The organism is Longimicrobium sp. (assembly GCF_048594345.1).
In the GTDB taxonomy this organism is placed as follows: domain Bacteria; phylum Gemmatimonadota; class Gemmatimonadetes; order Longimicrobiales; family Longimicrobiaceae; genus Longimicrobium.
The window spans coordinates 1-19284 of sequence record NZ_JBMDXM010000151.1 but is presented as its reverse complement, the minus strand read 5'-3'; the positions used below and the strand labels follow the sequence as shown (position 1 = coordinate 19284).

At 68.8% G+C, this 19284-nt stretch carries 15 protein-coding genes; 8 read left to right on the top strand and 7 right to left on the bottom strand.

Going from position 1 to position 19284, the window contains the following annotated elements:
- Positions 1 to 38 precede the first annotated feature (38 nt).
- Positions 39 to 953: a hypothetical protein gene (locus ACOJUJ_RS16410; RefSeq protein WP_420127977.1), complete on the top strand. Its 915-nt coding sequence runs from the start codon at positions 39 to 41 to the stop codon at positions 951 to 953.
- 257 nt (positions 954 to 1210) lie between these two features.
- Complete coding sequence (locus ACOJUJ_RS16405) at positions 1211 to 1372, top strand: hypothetical protein (protein WP_420127976.1); 162 nt, start codon at positions 1211 to 1213, stop codon at positions 1370 to 1372.
- Between the two features lie 50 nt (positions 1373 to 1422).
- Here the strand turns inward: ACOJUJ_RS16405 and ACOJUJ_RS16400 are convergent, their stop codons facing one another.
- Positions 1423 to 1788, bottom strand: coding sequence for a hypothetical protein (locus ACOJUJ_RS16400; RefSeq protein WP_420127975.1), 366 nt, complete (start codon positions 1786 to 1788; stop codon positions 1423 to 1425).
- Positions 1789 to 1940: 152 nt separating this feature from the next.
- Here ACOJUJ_RS16400 and ACOJUJ_RS16395 point away from each other — a divergent pair, with 152 nt between their 5' ends.
- Complete coding sequence (locus ACOJUJ_RS16395; protein ID WP_420127974.1) at positions 1941 to 3251, top strand: NRAMP family divalent metal transporter; 1311 nt, start codon at positions 1941 to 1943, stop codon at positions 3249 to 3251.
- Between the two features lie 75 nt (positions 3252 to 3326).
- Here the strand turns inward: ACOJUJ_RS16395 and ACOJUJ_RS16390 are convergent, their stop codons facing one another.
- Both ACOJUJ_RS16390 and ACOJUJ_RS16385 read right to left on the bottom strand, forming a co-directional pair.
- Entirely contained in the window at positions 3327 to 4070 is a 744-nt protein-coding gene (locus tag ACOJUJ_RS16390; RefSeq protein WP_420127973.1) for a carboxypeptidase regulatory-like domain-containing protein, read from the bottom strand.
- Between the two features lie 303 nt (positions 4071 to 4373).
- A complete protein-coding gene (locus ACOJUJ_RS16385) occupies positions 4374 to 6821 on the bottom strand; it encodes a zinc-dependent metalloprotease (RefSeq protein WP_420127972.1) in 2448 nt (815 codons plus the stop codon).
- A 505-nt stretch (positions 6822 to 7326) separates the two neighbouring features.
- On the opposite strand from ACOJUJ_RS16385, the gene ACOJUJ_RS16380 reads away from it, so the two are divergent.
- Both ACOJUJ_RS16380 and ACOJUJ_RS16375 read left to right on the top strand, forming a co-directional pair.
- Positions 7327 to 7626, top strand: coding sequence for a type II toxin-antitoxin system HicA family toxin (locus ACOJUJ_RS16380; protein WP_420127971.1), 300 nt, complete (start codon positions 7327 to 7329; stop codon positions 7624 to 7626).
- Positions 7583 to 7969, top strand: coding sequence for a type II toxin-antitoxin system HicB family antitoxin (locus ACOJUJ_RS16375; protein ID WP_420127970.1), 387 nt, complete (start codon positions 7583 to 7585; stop codon positions 7967 to 7969). The genes ACOJUJ_RS16380 and ACOJUJ_RS16375 overlap by 44 nt, the downstream gene beginning before the upstream one ends.
- A 58-nt stretch (positions 7970 to 8027) precedes the next feature.
- Here the strand turns inward: ACOJUJ_RS16375 and ACOJUJ_RS16370 are convergent, their stop codons facing one another.
- The 3 genes from ACOJUJ_RS16370 to ACOJUJ_RS16360 are packed head-to-tail and all read right to left on the bottom strand — an operon-like array spanning position 8028 to position 10071.
- A complete protein-coding gene (locus tag ACOJUJ_RS16370; RefSeq protein ID WP_420127969.1) occupies positions 8028 to 8840 on the bottom strand; it encodes a PDZ domain-containing protein in 813 nt (270 codons plus the stop codon).
- Between the two features lie 11 nt (positions 8841 to 8851).
- On the bottom strand, positions 8852 to 9526 hold the full coding sequence (locus ACOJUJ_RS16365; RefSeq protein ID WP_420127968.1) for a zf-HC2 domain-containing protein: 675 nt from the start codon (positions 9524 to 9526) through the stop codon (positions 8852 to 8854).
- Positions 9527 to 9528: 2 nt separating this feature from the next.
- Positions 9529 to 10071: an RNA polymerase sigma factor gene (locus ACOJUJ_RS16360; RefSeq protein WP_420127967.1), complete on the bottom strand. Its 543-nt coding sequence runs from the start codon at positions 10069 to 10071 to the stop codon at positions 9529 to 9531.
- 785 nt (positions 10072 to 10856) lie between these two features.
- On the opposite strand from ACOJUJ_RS16360, the gene ACOJUJ_RS16355 reads away from it, so the two are divergent.
- Positions 10857 to 12614: a HEAT repeat domain-containing protein gene (locus tag ACOJUJ_RS16355; RefSeq protein WP_420127966.1), complete on the top strand. Its 1758-nt coding sequence runs from the start codon at positions 10857 to 10859 to the stop codon at positions 12612 to 12614.
- An 81-nt stretch (positions 12615 to 12695) separates the two neighbouring features.
- On the opposite strand, the gene ACOJUJ_RS16350 is transcribed toward ACOJUJ_RS16355, so the two are convergent.
- Entirely contained in the window at positions 12696 to 13823 is a 1128-nt protein-coding gene (locus tag ACOJUJ_RS16350) for a carboxypeptidase-like regulatory domain-containing protein (protein ID WP_420127965.1), read from the bottom strand.
- Positions 13824 to 14852: 1029 nt separating this feature from the next.
- On the opposite strand from ACOJUJ_RS16350, the gene ACOJUJ_RS16345 reads away from it, so the two are divergent.
- Positions 14853 to 16013 carry a Ku protein gene (locus tag ACOJUJ_RS16345; protein WP_420127964.1) on the top strand — a complete coding sequence of 387 codons (1161 nt, stop codon included), beginning with the start codon at positions 14853 to 14855 and terminating at the stop codon, positions 16011 to 16013.
- An 11-nt stretch (positions 16014 to 16024) separates the two neighbouring features.
- Positions 16025 to 18805: a DNA ligase D gene (gene ligD / locus ACOJUJ_RS16340; RefSeq protein ID WP_420127963.1), complete on the top strand. Its 2781-nt coding sequence runs from the start codon at positions 16025 to 16027 to the stop codon at positions 18803 to 18805.
- Positions 18806 to 19284 lie beyond the last annotated feature (479 nt).

Genomic DNA, 19284 nt, shown 5'->3' with positions numbered 1-19284 from the left:
CGCTTTGTTCACAAGGTCACGGGCGGGGAGACAATCGAATGACGATCGCAATCTGTCTGAAGGTTGGGGATGGGGTCGTTCTCGGGACAGATAGCGCATCGTCGCTCATCGGCGAGAACGATCGATACTTCAACGTCTACAATACTGCCGAAAAAACCTTCAATCTCGTTAAAGGTCTTCCCATCGGTCTGATGACATATGGACTGGGCGGCATGGCTGGGCTGTCGATTGGGGCGCTCGCCCGGGATCTGCGGGAGCGCCTGTCCGGCAACGATCCCGAATTATCGGACTGGGCCCTTAATCCCTCTACGTATACCCTTCATGAAGTCGCCGGACGGGTACGGGAGTTTTTCTATGAAGCTTTGTATGATGCCGAGTTCGGGCCGTTACCACAGCCAGGCGCCGGGGCCCAGGGCACCGAGGAAGAACAACCGCTGAGCCCCGACGTGGGCGGAACTCCGGGCGAGAAGGCGCCACCGTATCCGGATTTAGGGTTCGTTGTCGCAGGTATTTCGGCACAGGACCACTACACGCAGGTCTGGACGATCGAGATCATCAACGGTGTCTGCACAGGCCCCGTCTGCCAGTACGATAGGTTCGTTTCGGGCGTCGTAAACTTCTGGGGACAGCCGGAGGCGCTGTACCGGCTGGTGTACGGCTGGTCACCGGAGGCCCACCAGCGCCTGATTGCCGCGGGGCTTAACCCGGAGGCTGCAGATCAGTTCCTGCTGTCGTTGACGGACCTGGCACACCCGGGCATGCCGATCCAGGATGCGATTGATCTGGTGAGATACCTGGCTGATGTTACTGTCGGGTACATCCGGTTCAAACAAGGGGCGCCGACTGTCGCCCCACCTATCGACATCGCCGCGATCATGAGGCATCAGGGCTTCAAGTGGGTTGAGCGGAAGCATTACTACCGGCAGGAGTTGAATCCGGCTATGATTGAATGAACCTCGAGACCTTGGGATGCTTCATGGAAAATCACCCCGGAAACCCGTCGAGCGCCGGACGCTCGGCCTCGACGCCAAGAGGCGGGTCAAAACCGCCGATCCCACCGGTTCCCAAGCTCAGCGAACGCCAGGTGGAGGATCTGCAGGATTGGGCTCGCAAGCACCTTCCCCCAGCGAAAAAGAAGTAAGCACCGGCCACTCTCAGGGCAGGTGGAGAGTGGCCAATGCTCTTTCATATCACAACCTCTTCTGACGCAATGACGCACCCGTCGTCAGCCGTCTTGGTGAGTGTGCTGGCCTTCAGCGACCTGTACGATCCCAACCTCACCGGCAACACCGTGGTGGCGGCGGTGCAGGCGTACCTGCTCACCGGCAGCGGCGGGTGCTGGGTTTACCAGCAGGCGGTCTCCAACCTTTGATCGCGGTTCTTCGATGAGGGACGGGCCCCGTCGAGCATTCGGCGGGGCCGTCATCGTCTGCGGCTACCGCGCTTCGGGAAACGTCTGCACCACGTTGCCCTGCGCGTCCTGAACTCCAGGCGCGGCACGTCCAGTGAATCCACGGCGATGCGGATGCGAGTGCGGCCGGCGCGGTCGTGAATGCGCATGCCCGCCACACCCTGCTCCTGCCCCACGAACACGCGGTTGATCTCCCACTGGTCCTCGCTCATGAACCGCCGCCGCAGCGGCAGCCGCGCCGCATTCCGTTCGGTCTCGGGAAGCCGCTCGATGGAGTCCTGCGCCGCTAACCACTCCTTGGTGTTCCCCAGCGGAAAGTCGGAGATCCGCAGCCCGGCGCCGTAAAAGCCCGGCCGCTCCATGTAGTTTAGCGCCACCGATGCGTGCCGGATGACGGACGTTTACACAGGGCGGGACGATTCGCTCGGCTGGCGCGTCCGACGCGAGCAGAGACGCTGGCGGCGTGCCCCGCTGACCGTATATCATGTCGCCACTCCCCGCCCGCCCTGCCTCCCCAGCATCCCGCAGCATGAAGCGCATCCTGCAGATCCTCTTCTGGTCCGTGATCCCGGCCGCGTTCATCGGCCCGGGGACGGTGACCACGTGTGCGTCGGCCGGCGCGGGGTTCGGCTACGCGCTGCTGTGGGCGCTCACCTTTTCCACCATCGCTACGGTAGTGCTGCAGGAGGCCAGCGCACGCGTGACCATCATCTCCGGGCGCAACCTGGCCGAGGCCATCCGCGACCGGTTTCGCGGCGGAGCCACCGGCCTGCTGGTGCTGCTGCTGGTCCTGGGCGCCGTGGTGCTGGGGAACGCGGCGTACGAGGCCGGCAACGTGCTGGGCGCGTCCGCGGGCGCGGCACTGGGGTCGCCGGTGGACGCGCGCGTGGCCACGCTGCTGATCGGCGCGGTGGCGGCCGCGGTGCTGTGGGTGGGCACCCCGCGCGTGGTGACGACGGTGCTGGCGGCGACCGTCGCGTTCATGGGCATCGCGTTCCTGGTCACCGCGTTCCTGCTGCGGCCGCCCGTGGGAGAGGTGCTGCGCGGCAGCGTGGTCCCGGCGGTGCCGGCGGGGTCGGGCCTGCTGCTGCTGGGCCTGGTGGGCACCACCGTGGTGCCGTACAACCTGTTCCTGGGCTCGGGGATCGCCCGCGGGCAGAACCTGCGCGACATTCGCTTCGGGCTGACCGTGGCGGTGCTGCTGGGTGGGCTGATCTCGATGGGAATCCTGATCGCGGGCGCGGACCTGGAAGGCACGTTCAGCTACGAGGCCGTGTCGGCCATGCTTTCGGCGCGGCTGGGGGGATGGGCGGGGCCGCTCTTCGCGTGGGGGCTGTTCGCCGCGGGGTTCTCGTCCGCCATCACCGCGCCGCTGGCTGCCGCCGTCACCGCGCGCGGCCTCTTTGGTCAGGAGACGGACCGGTGGGAGCCGCGCTCGTGTCGGTACCGGGCCGTGTGGCTGGGCGTGCTGGCCGTCGGCGTGGGGTTCGGGCTGGCGGGCGTGCGGCCGATCCCGGCCATCATCCTGGCGCAGGCGCTCAACGGCGTGGTGCTGCCGTTCGCCGCGGTGTTCCTGCTCGTCATCGTCAACGACCGCGGGCTGATGGGCGACGCCGGGATCAACGGCCCCGTGACCAACGCCGTCACCGCCGCCGTCGTCGCCGTCACGCTGGTGCTGGGCGTGTCCGGCGTGCTGCGCGCCGCCGCCACCACCTTCGGCCGCACGACCACCGAAGGGCAGATCCTGGGCACCGCCGCCGTCATCGCCGCGCTGCTGCTGGTGCCGCTGTTCCTTTGGGTGCGCCGCGCGCGCTCCATCACGCCCGCGGCTGCGTCCTGACGCGAATCGCCGCGCAGAGAAAAGACGCGGCCGAGGATCTTCGTTCCTCCGCCGCGTCATGCTTTTGAGCGACCGTCAGCGCGCTTTCATCCAGATGACGATAACGCCGCACGCGCCACCCATGGATGAGTTGAACTGCGCGGGGATGGCGCTGGTGTAGATCTCCACCCCTTCCACTTCGGCGGGGTTCAGGTTCTGGATGGATTCCGCTTCGACGCGCATCCCGTTCAGGTAGATGTTGGTCCAGCAATGGCCGCGGATGGAAAGCGGATGCCGCATCCGCACCCGGAACGACCGCGAGTCGCCGCCTGACGCGCCCACGATCACCTCGAAGCTGGGGATGGACCGCAGCAGGTCGATCATCTGCATGAAGCGCTGGCGGTCGATCTGCTCCGCGGTGATGAAGCGGCCGCCGTTGCGCTCGTCCATCCGCTGGTGAAAGCCGCCGTACCACAGCCGGTCCTCCGCGCCTAGCCCCGTCGCCGTCACCGTCTCCAGCACCACCGCCGACCTGCCGATCACGAAGCTCACTCGCGCGCCCTGCGCCTCCACCGGAAAGAGGTCCGTCTCCGACGCCTCGTAGCCGGGCGCGCTCCCCAGCAGCCAGTAGCGCCCCGGCGCCTGCAGCGTAAAGCGCCCCGCCGAGTCCGTCTGCGCCTGCGCCACCACCTGCGAGTCCGCCGCCATCAGGTGCACCGTCCCCCCGTGCACCGGCGCCTGCGTCCCACGCCCGATCAGCCGCCCCTGCACCGCCTGCGCGGACGCGGCGGCGGGAAGGGCCAGCGACATCGTCAGGATGAGGATCCGGGCAAGGCTCATCGCGAATTTTCAGGGATATCACGGCGGACCGGAGGGGTGGGATTCGTTCGATCGATAGAACGTCTCCCGCTGAAGATCATACACACGCACCTATGTTCTGAAACCGATTCCATGATTCGATGTTCACTCCGAGTTCTACTGCCGGGCTCACGCGGAGACGCGGAGAAAATCACGCTTCTCCGCGCCTCCGCGTGAGATGCAGTTGTAAAGGCCAGAATGCACAGCGAATTAGCAGAAACGGTATGAGAAGCGAAACGGCTCCAGCGGATGCGCTGGAGCCGTTCGTCTTTCAGCCGGTGACCGTCACCACTCCGCCTCGTCGCCGATGGGCTGGCCGGGCGGCAGGTCGGGGAGCGGCGAGCGGGCGTCGGGGACCCACGGGCGCTCCAGAAAGCGCGTGATCTCGCCCGCCAGCAGCGCGCGGTGGGCGCCGACGACGTTCTCCGGAACGGCGCCGGCGGCCCAGTGTGCGCGAATCTGCATCAGCCCCTGCTGCGCCAGGGCCCGCACCTGCGGCATCGGCGCGTCCGCGGCCAACGTCATCAGGCGGCGCACCAGGGCGTACTCGATGCCGCGGTCGATCTCCGCCAGGTAGGGGTCGGTGTGATTGCGGGCGAAGGTAGCCGCCATCAGCCGGTCCAGCGTCCACTGCAGGCTGGGGAGAGACCGGTCGGTCGCGCTCTGCTCCACCAGCCGCGTCGCGCGCTCGGGGTTCAGGAGCAGCCCCAGCGTAAGGTCCGCGGCCGAAACCGCCGGCGACACCGCGTCGAACGACGTCCCCGTGTAGCGCCCGAACAGCTCGCGGTGCGCGCCGTAGGTGAACGGCCGCGGGGGGATCAGCGTCAGCAGGGAGCGCGGCATGGCCAGCTCAGCCGGGTCCAGCGTGGCCAGCAGCGCCTCGAACGCCGCGCGCTGCACGTCGCCGCCAACGGTCCGCAGCGGCACCTGCTCGTCGCCGCGCAGCGCGTAGGTGTACTCCTGGCCGCCCAGCACCTTGGCCGTGGCCTCCGTCTGGTAGCGGTGGTGCAGGTACAGCGGGACCAGCACTTCCTCCAGCGTGGCCATCGGGCGTCCCGCGCGGATGGCCCGCTCGCCAAAGCGCTCCAGCGCCGCGCGCCGCACGCGCAGCACGCGCCGCAGCTCCTCCGCCGCGTCGGTCCCGTTGTCCCACAGGTGCGCCCGCGGGTGCACGCTCCCCGGCGAGCGCGCGTCCTGGTCCGTCAGAAAGGTCAGGTTGCGCGCCCGCGCCTCCACCAGCATGCGGTCCAGCGCCGCCCGCTCGTCCGTGCCCGCGGGAAAGTCCTGGTACCCCCAGGTGATCGCGATCTTGTCCCACGGCCCGATCTCCGCCGTGTACGCCTCCGACAGGTCGATCGTCCCGTCTTCGCGCAGGCGGGCCAGGGGATGGGGATAGTCCATCACCGAGGCGCGGTTCTCCGCGCTGCTGACGTAGTTGTGCGCCAGCCCCAGCGTGTGCCCGATCTCGTGCGCGGACAGCTGGCGAATGCGGGCCAGCGCCATCCGCTCCATCTCCGGCGGCACCTCCGTCCCCGTCTCGTACGGCGCCAGCAGCCCCTCGGCCAGCAGGTAGTCCTGCCGCACGCGCAGGCTTCCCAGCGTCACGTGCCCTTTGATGATCTCGCCCGTGCGCGGGTCCGAAACCGTTGAGCCGTAGCTCCATCCGCGCGTGGAGCGGTGCACCCACTGGATGGTGTTGAAGCGTGCGTCCATGGGATCGACGCTGTCGGGCATCACCTCCACCCGGAACGCGTTGCGGTAGCCCGCCGCCTCGAACGCCTGGTTCCACCACCGCGCGCCGTCCAGCAGCGCGCCACGGATCGGCTCCGGCGCGCCCGCGTCCACGTAGTAGACGATGGGCTCCACCGGGTCGCTGACCGCCGCGCCCGGGTCGCGCTTCTCCAGCCGGTGCCGGCTGATGAACCGCTGCGTGATCTCTTCGCCCACGGGAGATGAAAAGTCGAAGTAGTCGATGCCGAAGAACCCGGCCCGCGGGTCGCTGCGCCGCGGCTGGTACCCCGGCGGCGGCAGCGCCACGAACGAGTGCCGCTGCCGCACGCTGATGGCCTCCGGCGTGGGCGTCACGTCGCGGACGAACTGGCCGGGGTTGTCGCCGGTAAAGGTGAGGGTCGCCTCGATCTCCGTGTTGCGCGGAAAGGCTTTCGTGTTCTGCGGATACAGGGCGCTGCGCGTGGCGTCCAGCCTGTACTCGCCCTGGCGCGCGCGGCGCAGGGCGGGGACCACCCCGTGCGCGTCGCGGACCACGAAGTCGGTGGCATCCACCAGCACCCGCCCGTCCGACTCGGCCTTGACCTCGAAGCCCCACAGCACCGACTGCGCGAACGACTCCTCCACGGCGCGGCGCTCGGCCGGGTTGTCGGTGGTGGCGCGGTACGCCTGGTTGGGCTGCACCATCAGCACCCGCGGCCCCACGCGATCAAAGCGCACCAGCCGCTCGCCGCCCAGCTGCCCGCGGTCCAGGCCGATATCGTTGGAGCCCAGGCCGGCCGGAAGCGAGACGACGTAGATCAGCTCCTGCCCCGTGCGCGGGATCTCCAGCCACAGCCTGCCGGCGGCCGCGTCCCAGTACACAGGGAGAAAGCCGTCGCGCTTTTCCATCCCCCGCGTCTTTTCAGCGATGGACGGAAGCGGGGTCTGCGCGCGGAGAGGGCCGGCGCACAGCATGGCCAGGCACAGCGCGGCGAGCGCCGTGAAACGCGGAGTGGGTCGCATCGTGAACAGTGCGGGACCGGGGTCGTGAGAGGCGTACAGGCCGCAAAGAATAGTTGCGCAACACCGTGTCCGGCAACTGCTTTGGCGGTTGTCACAGATGACCGCCCCCGGATGGACACCGTGCAGAAGGATGGAGCACCTGCGGATCCACGCTGGCGTGTATGGCGGGCGGTTTTCAGGGAGATGATGGATGTGTCCGCGGCGGTACGTGGGAGGTCCGCCGTCACCCTGGAGACTGATCCGAAAGCAACGCCGCCATGTGTGCCCGCCGCTCACTTCCGAGTGGCGGGCGCTCGTTTTTAGCCCGATCGCGAACACGCATGCCCACCGCTGGCCGTGTTCTGGCGCGTGTTTCTGGCCCGATCCCGAACACGCGTGCTCACGGCTGGCCGTGTTCTGGCGCGGGATTGACTCAGCACGTTCTGCCGAGGTAATTCCAGTCCTCAACCCGTCCGGGCCGGCAGCAATGGCTCTTGCCTATGATACCATAACATAGTACTATCCGATGAGCGGCTACCACCGACGCATCTTGGAGGCGGTATTCCGCGATCCGGTCAGCGGAACGATCGTCTGGGCCGACATAGAAGCGATGCTCGTTCACTATGGTGCCGAAATCCTCCCCGGCAGAGGATCGCGGATCACCATCGGCATCAATGGTAAATGGGCCGTCTTTCACCGGCCGCATCCCCAAAAGGAGGGGCGACGGTGGGCGATCCGCAAGCTGCGGCAACTGCTCGTCAACGCCGGATTGGAGCCTGAAGATGAAGTACAAGGGGTACACGGGATCCGTCGAGTACGAACCTGACGACCGGGTGTTCTTCGGCACGGTCGACGACATCACCGACATCGTCACCTTCGAAGGTGATAGCGTCGAGGAACTGGAGGTTGCCTTCCGCGATTCAGTGGATGTCTATCTCGAAACCTGCGCCGAGCAGGGTGTGGAGGCACAGCGACCCTGCTCGGGCAAGTTCGTCCTGCGGATCACGCCCGAGATGCACCGCGAAGCCGCCGCCGCGGCGCGGACTCAGGACGAGAGTCTGAACGGCTGGATCATGGGTGCCATCCAGATGCGGCTGGCGGCAAAGGAAAAGCGACCAGCCAGCCTGGCGCGCCGGAAAGCGCAGTCGGCGAAGAAGCCGGCCGCATAGTAAAGCGGGCCGGGGATTTCATCCCCGGCCCATTTTGCGCTCTGTCCCGCCACCTTCGTCACGGCCCGCGGCGGATCTCCGGGACGATGGGGATGGTAAGGGTGCGGCCGCCGCGCCGCACCTCGAAGCGCACGGCGCTGCCGGGGCTCAGTCGGTCGAAGAACTGGCCGGCGCCGCGGTCCGTGAGCAGGTGGCCGTTGATGCGCAGCACCACGTCGCCGGCGCGCAGGCCGGCGCGGTGGGCGGGGCTGCCGGGGACGGCCGCCTTGATCAGCATCGGCTGGCTGGAATGCCAGCGCCAGCTGTCTCCCTCCCGCCGCCAGCCGCAGTCCCCGCAGTCCAGCTCCATCCCGAAGTAGATGCGCGGACCCCCCTCGTCGCCCGGGCGTCCTTCGGCGGATGCGGGGGGCGCATCCGGCCGCCCTCCCGTCGGCGTCACCGCCAGCGCGGGGGTGTTGCACCCGGGCCGCGGCGTCACCGAAACCCGCATCTCCGACCCGCCGCGACGAATGCGCAGCGACACCGGCACCCCGGCGCGCAGGTTGGCCAGCCGCCGCCCGCCGTCGCGCGTGGTGATCAGCGCGCCGTCGATGGCCAGGATCTGGTCGCCGTCGCGCAGCACGCCGGCGGCGGGCCCGTCCGCCTCCAGCCGCCAGACTTTCGGCTCGGTGGAAAAGTCGTGTGTGCGGCCGGCGCCGTCGCGCGCGTTGAGCGTGCACAATCCGCCCACGCACTGAAGCAGCCCGATCCCCAGCGTCGCCGTGCGCGGAAGCCCCTCCCCGCACTGCTGCGCCCGGGCCGTCTGGGCGACGAGACCCAGCGCCAGCGCCGCCGCCAGCCGCCGGCCGAACTTCCGCGTCGCGCTCCGCATCATCCGCATCCTCAGAACACCACCGGCGCGGACGGCGTGTCCGGCTGCAGCGCACCGTGCCGCGTGGTGGACACCGTCCGGAACAGGTTTACCGCCGAGCTGTCGTCGTTGCGCAGGCGCGTGAGCTCGCGCGAGGCGCCGTAGCACGCCGCGATGGTGGCCTCGCGCCCCTGCGCCACGGACAGGCTGTCGCGCCCGCGCGAAAAGGCGACAAACTGCGCCACGGCGGCCACGTACTCCGTTCCCGCGCGCTGCACGCGGATGGCCGCGTCCATGGCCGTCGCCACGGTGTCCGCGGCGGCCAGCACGGTGGCCGCGTCGCCCGTCCCCGAAAGCCGCCCGCCGCCAAAGCCGATGGTGAAGATCACCGCGGCCGCGGCGGCGTGCGCGGCCCACGCCGGCATCGTCCGCCGCTTCCGGTGCTCGTCCAGCGAGATCACCTTCGTCACCGGCACCTGCGCCGGGCGCTCGTCCACCAGCAGGCGGGCGTGCAGCGACGGCCACAGGTCGCCCGACGTGTCGGCGGCGCGGGGGAGCGCGGCCAGCCGCGCGGTCAGCGCGATCACCGGCTCGGCGGCGGCGCGGCAGGCGTCGCACACGTCCAGGTGCGCGGCCGCCCCCGCCATCCGCTCGGGCGAAAGCTCGCCGCCGGCGTAGTCGTGCAGGTCGTCGTCGGAAAGGTGCATCGTCATCGTTCCAGGGCCTCCATCATCAGGCGCCGCGCGCGGTTCAGCTGGCTTTTGACCGTGCCCAGGCTCACGCCCAGCATTTCCGCGATCTCGTGGTACCGGTATCCCGTTACGTCGTGCAGCAGCAGCACCTTGCGGGCGCCGGGCGGAAGGGCCGCGATGGCGCGCTCCAGGTCCACCGCCGTCTCCGGCATGGCGCGTTTGGCCTCCGCGGCGTAGCGGCCGGGGTCGTCCGTGATCGTGACACGCGCCTCGCGGCGCGACTCGCTGCGCATGCTCTCCAGCGTGGTGCGCACCGCCACCGTGTGAATCCAGGTGCTGAGCGCGCTTTCGCCGCGAAAGGTGGGCAGCTTCTGCCACACGCGCACAAAGACCTCCTGCGTAAGGTCTTCGGCCCGCGACACGTCGCACGTCATCCGCAGCGTGACCGCGTACACGTGCCGGTAGTGCGCACGGTACAGGGCTTCGAAAGCGGCGGGATCGCGCGGCGCGGCGGCGGGTGCGTCGAGCAGGGCGGGCTCCGGCGGTGCGGTTGCGGTCACGGGCTCGGCTCGGGGACTTTCGTCGGGGCGTTCGGAGGATAGGTTGCCGCAGCGGACGAAAATGTTGGAACCGGAGGATGAGGAACAGCGGAGACAGGGGTGGATGACCGATCGTAATCGCCGTCTAACCCGGCGGTGTGGTGGATGCCCCTCGATCCCACGACGTGGATTCCCGGAGGGAGCACCCACGCGTACCCGTAAGAGGGTGTTATGAACTCGGACGAAAGACCGCGCTCAGTCATCCTGAGGGAGCGCCACGCGTAACCGTCCATCAGACAAACGCTTGCGCGCGACCGAAGGACCCTCTCCCGGCTTGCTTGAACCCGGCCGAAGCGGCAACGGCGTGTCCGACAGGGGCGGAACCCGACAGTCTGGAGCGGCGTGGCGGCGTTCAAGCCGTCGGACAGAAGGTCCTTCGGTCGCGCGCAAAAGGTTTACTGACCGCAGGTTCCACGAGGTGCGCTCCCTCAGGATGACTGTACTTCGTGCACCGGGTTCACAACACCCTCTGAGGGAGCGTTGCGTCAAAGCTGGCCGATGGCACCGCGGCCAGGGCGCGACCGAAGGACCTCCTCTCGGCCACGTCGGGGCTGGAATCAGTGCCTCGAACCAGCCCCACGGTTCTGCCGGCGAGGTCCTTCGATCAGCGCCTGACCGGACGATTGCCGCGGGTTCTGCGCGGCCCCTCTCTCAGGAAGTGATCGACGTAGTGCTGGATCCGTATGCTGGCCTGAGGGGCGCTTGAACCTTCGCTCCGCACTTTCCGCCACCCCGCACGCTGCCTGATGTCCGACGCCTCCGAAGCCGCCGCACGCTTCGTCCGCGCGCTCGCCGCCCTCGTTCTGCGCGATGGCGACGCTTCCGCGCGCGCGCAGCAGGCGCACGACGCGCTGCGCGAGGTGCTGGCCACGCAAAAGAGCCTGGTGCTGGACGTCCAGTTCACCGGCTTCTCGCAGAAGGGTCAGCTCGTTGGCGGGGTGGATCCGCTGGTTCTCCGCGCCACCGGACACCTGATCACGCTTCGGCTCAACCGCGTCGGCTTTACCCCCGACGCGTCCGTCGAGGACCTGGAGGCGTTCGGATCCATCGTTTCCCGCTCGTCGGCCGAGCTGGGTGTCGCGGGCGCCATCGGCGCGCTGGTGCAGGCGCGGCCGTATGGACTCTACGCCAGCACCGGGGCAGGGGACGTCTACAAGCCCCCCGCCCGCGCCGCCGCTCCCGCCGCGCCTGTGGATGCGGCGCCGGCCGCGGAGTCGGCGCCACCTGCCGAGCCCGCTCCGTCCGCTGAACCCGCGCCCGCCGCGGATGCCCGGCCCGCCCCCGCGCCCCCGTCGGCCGGGTTGGGGATGCCGTGGGACGAGGAGCTGGAGAGCACGGAGCTGGCGGAGTTCGAGTTCATCGACGAGTTGGCGGAACTGCCCGGCGCCGCGCCGGTGGGGGAAGTGGGGCAGGGTGGAGGACCGTCCAGTTTTGCGAAGGCGGGGGATGCTCCGGGGCGCGAGGAGCCGCCCAGCAGCGACATGTACCACTTTTTCCGCGCCACCGACTCCCGCGACCAGCAGGCCGAGGCGCTGCCGCGGCTGCTGCACGAGGCGTCGACCGTAACGCGCTTCGACGAGCTGGCGGAGAGCGCCGCGCGCACCGCGCTCACGCTGCTCAAGACCGACGCGCCCGCGCCGGCCGTCGAGCTGCTGGACGTGCTGGTGCGCGAGGCCGAGCGCCCGGACCGCACCCGCTTTTTTCGCGAGAGCGCGCTGCAGGCGCTGCGGCGCGCGGGGGCCACGCCCACGCTGCACCGGCTGCTGGACCGCCTGCCGTACGGGGGTGAGGACCGCGACCGCATCCTGCGCTTCTTCGTCTTCATGGGCGCGGACGCGCTGCTGATGCTGGAGGGGCTGCTGTACCGCGCGGGCGATCCCGACCTGCGCGCCGCCATCTTCCGCGAGCTGGTGGCGGTGGACGGGCTGCCGGACCGGCTGGTCGCCCACGCCGTGCAGGACCCCAATCCCGTGCGCACCCGCACGCTGCTGGAGCTGGCGCTGCAGGCCGGCACCGATCCCGAGATCGCGCGCCGCTGGGCGGCGGAGGCCGCCGCCCACCGCGAGCCGGGCGTGCGCGTAGAGGCCGCCCGTGCCCTGGCGGCGCAGGGCGGCCGCGGGGCCATGCGCGCGCTGGTGGACCTGCTGAACGACCCCGAGCGCCTGGTGCGCCGCGAGGCCATCGCCGGGCTGGGCACCCTGGGCGAATCCGCCGCCGTTCCGTTTCTGGCGCGCCTGCTCAACGAGGGCGACGAGGAGCTGCAGGCCGCCGCCGCCGCGTCGCTGGGCCGCATCGGCTCCGGCGAGGCGCTGCCGGCGCTGCTGGCCGTGGTGCAGAAGCGCTCGCTGCTGCAGCTCAAAAAGGCCACGCGCGGCAAGATGGCCGCCCTGCAGGCCATCGCGAAAATCGACACGCCCGCCGCCCGCGAAGCCCTGGCCTCCATCTCCCAGGGCCGCGACGAGATGGCCGAGGAGGCCCGCCGCATCCTGGCTGCGTCGGTGTAGCGAAGTCCGGAACGGGTGCGAAAAACGGCAGCCACCGCCCACGACCGGGCGGTGGCTGCCGTTCTGTACGGGCTCCGGCCGCTACAGCGTCCCGGCGTCCACGCAGGGAGTTTCCACCCCGGGTGTGACCACGGTCTGCTGTTTTCCACCGGAGGTCACCAGGACCAGCGAATTTCGCCGGGCCAGGAGCGTCGCCCGTCCGGCGTCGTCGGTGTAGCCCTGGGTGTAGCCGTTGTAGTCCACCCCGAACGCGGCCACCAGCACGTTGGGCCGCGGGGCACCGCCCGTCTGCAGCACCTGCACCTGGACGCACGTGCGCACCGCGGGCTTGTCCAGGTTGATCCACGGGCCCAGTGTGGGCGTGAACCCCGTCACAAAGTTGGAGCCCGGCGTGGCGGTCAGGGTGTCGATCCACCTCCACTCGCCCACGTTCAGGTCGAACAGGTAGATGGCGGTAACGGGAACGGTGTCGGATTCGATGTTCCGGCCCTGGTCCCGCTCGCCCAGGATCGGCCAGCTGTCGCGTGTCACCATGTCGGCGGGAAGCTGGATTTCCGCCCGCTGTCCGGGGGCCAGGTCCAGCCGCTCGCCCGTGCCCTCGTCGGTAAGCTGCACGCGCAGCATCCCTCCGGAAACCAGCGGACGCTGCTGCGCCCCGCTCCCCACGCTCAGCTCGCCGGGGCCGCCCGCCAGCTGGCCGAAGTCGCGCGGATCGATGGTCGCCACCTGGGCCACCGCCATCCCCGCGGCCGGCTGGCCGTTCGCCCGTACCAGCGCGTTGGCGGGGATGCGCACCTGGCCTCCCATCGCCAGCGACAGCGTGGTGCCCGCACGGGCATCGAACCGTACCGGCGCGCCCTGGGAGATGAGGACGATGGCGTCCTGCCGCGTGTCGCGTCCCGCGACGACCGGGAACACCTTGGTCGTCTCCGCAAAGTTGGCCGCGCTGACGTTCACCCGGGCCCGCTGCCCGGCGGGCAGCCCCGGCAGCCGGAACTCGCCGTTGCCGTCGGTGACGGTCGCGGCACCGCCCGACGCACGGACGGCCGCATTGGCGATGGGAGATCCGGCCACGTCCACCACGCGTCCGCTTACGCTGCCCGGCACCCAGACGCCCGAGCCGCCGCTCATGCCCGAGGCGCAGGCGGCTGCCGCGGCAAGCGCCGTGGCGCAGGGCAGGACCACACGGAATGTTCGATGGAGCCTCATGATGTTGCTCCTGCATGAAAGGGAAGGGACAATCGAGATCGGGTGAGCACCCGTTCGGAAGGAGGGAACCGCGGATCGGAAGCTGTCCCTGCTGTCTCGATCCAACCCGGCCATTCGCATCGCCCGTGCCGAACGGCGAATCTGCCGAGAAACTGTTCTAAACACTTTTCTCTAAGCAGCTTACATCACGTCGTGCTCGCTCGGTAGCTTTGCCGGTGCGGGACATGATCGCTCGACATGAGGCACGAATGGGACAGTGTCTGCGGACTACTGCGGATCCGCAGGATGACCCGATCCGTTCCTCACACGCCGCCCGCGACTGGGGAGGTGGGGCTCCGGACCTCGCGAAGCCCACCTAACCCCGGAAATCCGCCATTTCTGCAGCGCGCAAGTGACACACCTGGGGCGTCGGCGCCCCGCAGCACCTGCCGCCGGCACAAATCCGCTTCCGAGGCTTCAATTGCGAAAAATCGGCTTTCGAGAATCGCGCAGGACGCAAAAACGCGTCTGGGGGAATCCACCGGCACGCCCCGCGGCGCTCTGAAGCGATTCTGGGCCGTTTTCGGCGTTCGGCCGTCGAGGTGGTGAAGCCCCGCGCGGTTTGCGGGGCTTTCCGCTGTTGTTGCGGCGAGTGTACTCGCTCCCGCCCAGGGCAGGCGACCCGCTCAACCGCAATCCTCCCAATTCGTTGGATCACCTCCGATGGGCGACGAGGCCACAACGATACTCACGGCCGCCAGCCATCCACCCACACACCGCCGCACGGCATCCCGCGGATGATCCGGCGTCACGCGGTGGCGTAAGCCGTACAACCTGGGACGAAACCCATCGAGAGCAGCCGGAGGTGGGGAATCCACACATCTCCACGTCCCACGGCGCTTTTCCACATCTTTCCACACGCTCTAGTTTACATAATGCATATTATACGAAGTGGAGTAATCCTTGCGCTTGGGATGCATCCCAAGTCATCCCGCATCCAAACGCGGGTCTGGAGACTTGGTGAGGCATCCCAGGTTTCAGGAGCTACACATGGCGCGCGCGATCTGGAAAGGCAGCATCAGCTTTGGCCTGGTGCAGATCCCCGTAGGGCTGTTCTCTGCCTCGTCGCCCGACGAGCTGAGCTTTCGGCAGCTCGACAAGCGCAACATGTCGCCCATCGGCTACAAGAAGTACAACAAGAACACCGGCGAAGACGTCGAGGGCGACGACATCGTCAAAGGCTACGAGTACGAGAGCGGCAGCTACGTGGTGCTGAGCGACGAAGACCTTCGCCGCGCCAACCCCGAAAAAACGCAGACCGTCGAGATCACCGACTTCGTGGATCTGGACGACATCGATGCCGTCTACTTTGACAAGCCGTACTACCTGGCGCCCACCGGCAAGAACAAAAAGGCGTACGCGCTGCTGCGCGAGGCGCTCAAGCGCACCGGCAAGGTGGGCATCGCCAAGGTGGTCATCCGCTCCCGCGAGTACCTGTCCGCGGTGGTGCCCCAGAACGACGTGCTGCTGCTGGAGATCCTGCGCTACCCGCACGAGATCCGCGCCGCCGACGACCTGGAGGTGCCGCGCGGCGAGGCGCAGGAGCTGGGCGTAAGCGAGCGCGAGCTGGCCATGGCGGAGCAGCTGGTTCAGGGGATGACGGCGGAGTGGGAGCCCTCCAAGTACAAGGACACCTACCGCGACGACCTGATGGAGCTTATCCAGGGGCGCATCGACAGCGGCAACACCAACGTGCCCGACGAGACGCCCGTAGAGGAGGAGTCCGAGGCCAAGGGCGACGTGATCGACATCATGGCCCTGCTCAAGCGCAGCGTGGAGGCCACTGGCCGCGGCGAGCGCATCGCCGCCGACACCGAGCGCGCGCCGTCCGCGAAGAAGCCCAAAAAGGCCAAGGCCGAGCCGGAGCCCGCACCCGCCGCGGCGGTCAAGGCTGATGAGGCGTTCCCGTGGGACGACGAGGCACCCGCTAAACCGGCCAGGCCCGCGCGCGTTGCCGCAAAGGCTCCGAAAGTCGCGCCCGCGCCCACGATGGACGACGTGCTTCCCTGGGAAGACGAGGCGCCCGCGAAGCCTGCCCGGCCGGCCGCGCGGGGAGCCGGCAAACCAGCCGGCGAGCCGATCGCCAAGCCCGCGCCCCGCTCGGCCGTGGCGGCATCCAAGCCGCGCGCCAAGCAGCGCAAGACCGCGTGAGGCGCGACTGAATGGGTCTCGACGAATACAAGCGAAAGCGCGACTTTCGCGTCACCGCTGAACCGGAAGGGCACGTCCACCCCCAGGGGGACGTGCTCTCCTTCTGCATCCAGAAACACGCCGCCAGCCACCTTCACTACGACTTTCGCCTGGAGCTGGACGGCGTCCTGAAAAGCTGGGCCGTCCCCAAGGGGCCAAGCCTGGATCCCTCCATCAAGCGCCTGGCCGTCCACGTGGAGGACCACCCCATCGAGTACGGCGTCTTTGAAGGGATCATCCCCAAAAAGGAGTACGGCGGCGGCACGGTGATGCTGTGGGACCGCGGCACCTGGACCCCCGACGACGACGCCCACAAGGGGTACAAAAAGGGCCACCTGCGCTTTCACCTGCAGGGGGAGCGGCTTTCCGGCGGATGGCACCTGGTGCGCTCCCGCCGCGGCGAGGAGGGCCAGAAGGAGCAGTGGCTGCTGTTCAAGGACGATGACGACGTGGCCCGCCCCGAGGCCGAGGGGATCGTCACCGAGGAGTTCATGACCAGCGTCGCCACCGGGCGGACGATGGAGGAGATCGCCGCGGACAAAGACGCCAGCTGGGACTCCCGCGCCCCCGCCGACCAGGCCATGACGCGCCACGGCAAGCCGTCGAAACCGGCGGCGAAATCGGCCGCGATAAAGGCGGCGGACGGGGCGAAGAAGCCGGCCGCCAAGTCGGCCTCCCGGGCGAAAAAGGCGGCGGGCTTCCCCGCTCCGGCGGTCGCGGGCGCAAAAAAGGCGGCGTTCCCCAAACCGTTCATCCCGCAGCTGGCCACGCTGGTGGACCAGGTGCCCGCCGGCGGCGACTGGATCCACGAGCTCAAGTACGACGGCTACCGCCTGGTCGCCATGGTGCAGCGCGGCAAGGCGCGCCTCATCACCCGCAACGGCAACGACTGGACGGACAAGTTCCCCGCCGTCGCCGCCGCGCTGGAGGCGCTCCCCGCGAAGTCCGCGGTGCTGGACGGTGAGCTGGTGGTCCTCACCGCGCGCGGCACCACCAGCTTTCAGGCGCTGCAGAACGTGCTTAGCTCCGGGCGCGGCGGCGAGCTGGTGTTCTACGCATTCGACCTGCCGTACCTGGAAGGGATGGACCTGCGCGGCGCTTCCCTGCTGGACCGCAAGGCCGCGCTGCGCGGGCTGCTGGCGGCGGACGGCGGGCTGATCCGCTTCAGCGACCACATTCAGGGCGCGGGGGGCGAGTTCTACCGCCAGGCGTGCGGGATGGGGCTGGAGGGGATCATCAGCAAGCGCGCCGATTCGCCCTACGTGCACAAGCGCAACAACGACTGGCTCAAGGTAAAGTGCCTGCTGCGCCAGGAGTTCGTGATCGGCGGATACACGGAGCCACGTGGGTCGCGCTCGCACTTTGGCGCGCTGCTGCTGGGCGTGCACGATGCAAAGGGCGACCTGGTGTACGCCGGCAAGGTGGGCACCGGCTTCGATGAGTCGCGGCTGCGCGACGTGTACGCGCGGCTGCGGGCGCTGGAACGCGGCGACTCGCCCTTCGTCAACCACGGGCGCAGGGGCCGCAAGCTGGCCGGCGTGCACTGGATCGACCCCACGCTGGTCTGCGAGATCGCGTTCACCGAGTGGACGGAGGAAGGCATCCTGCGCCACCCGGTGTTCCAGGGGCTGCGCGAGGACAAGCCCGCCAGCGACGTGGTGCGCGAGAACCCGGCGCACCTTCCCGCCGGCGAAAAGGCGGCCGCGTCCGACGCGCCCAGGCGGGCCGGCCACGCCCGCGCCGCGGAGCACGCGGCCGCGCGCACCAGCGACCGCGACGCGCCCCCCGCCCCGCGCTCGCGCCCGGTTCCGCCCAGCACCCGCCGGACGAATCCGCGCCGCGGCAAGGGCGAGGACACCGAGGTGCTGGGCGTGCGGCTCACCAGCCCGGAAAAGGTGCTCTACCCTGCCCTGGGAATCACCAAGCTGGAGCTGGCGCACTACTACGAAACGGTGGGCCCCTGGATCCTGCCGTACATCCAGGACCGCCCGCTCACGCTGGTGCGCTGCCCCGACGGCGTGGGCGGCGACTGCTTCTACCAGAAGCACGGCGACCAGCACTTTCACGAGTCCATCGGCCGCACTCCCATCCCCGAGAACGACGGCGAGGTGAAGGTCTACACCTACGTGGACTCCGCCGCCGCGCTCGTCGGCATGGTGCAGATGGGGGTGATCGAGCTGCACACCAGCAACGCGCGGCGCGACAACTTCGAGCGGCCGGACCGCTTCGTCATCGACCTGGACCCCGCGACGGACGTGCCCTGGGCGCGTACGGTGGCCTCCGCGTTCCAGGTGCGCGACCGGCTGGCCGAGATCGGCCTGGACAGCTGGGTCAAGACCACGGGCGGCAAGGGGTTGCACGTGGTCGTACCCCTGGCCCGCCGCCACGGCTGGGACGAGATCAAGGACTTCACCAGGGCCTTCTCCACGGACCTGAGCGCGCGGAACCCGGGAAAGTACCTTACCAAGGCGAACATCGCGGCGCGCAAGGGAAAGATCTTCATCGACTACCTGCGCAACGGCCGCGGCGCCACGGCCATCAGCGCCTTTTGCGTGCGCTCCAAGCCCACGGCCGCCATCTCCGTCCCGCTGACGTGGGAGGAGCTGAGCCCCGCGATCGATCCCGACACGTTCACGCCCGAAGCCGTCATCCGCCGCGTGGCCAAGCTCAAGCGCGACCCGTGGGACGGCTTCTGGACCTCGAAGCAGTCGATTACGAAGACGATGCGCACGGCCGTGGGCATGAAGGCGTAGCGGCGCCTTCCCTTCCCCCGTGCGTCCTGGCGGCGGCATCACGAATCGACTTCGTGGTGCCGCCGTTTGTTTTGTCCTCGCGCTCCGGTGTGAACGCGGAATATACCGGCGTCGACATCGACTGCTCGTGAAGCGCGAGGATTCCCGCGTCGCTACCTCAGGAAATCAACGGCGTGGGTTTAGGCCTGATACCAGATCCGACAAAACTGTCATTCTCAGGGAGAGGCCGTTTCAAAACTCCATTCTGAGTCTCTAACGACGGCCGCCGCGCCTCGCGCGCGCGAGGAAGGCGCGATTTTCAGCCGATGAGCCTCTGAGAGTCACCTCGGAGGCCGTACGGGGCTCCTCAAAGCCCGGAAAAACGCGCCGAAAGGGCTCACACGGGCTGCGGGACGGGCATCTTGCCCGTCCTGAGTGCTTCCAGGAGACACTCCACCCCAAGCAGGCTCAAAACCCGCCTCAGGTTGTACGCCAGCGTC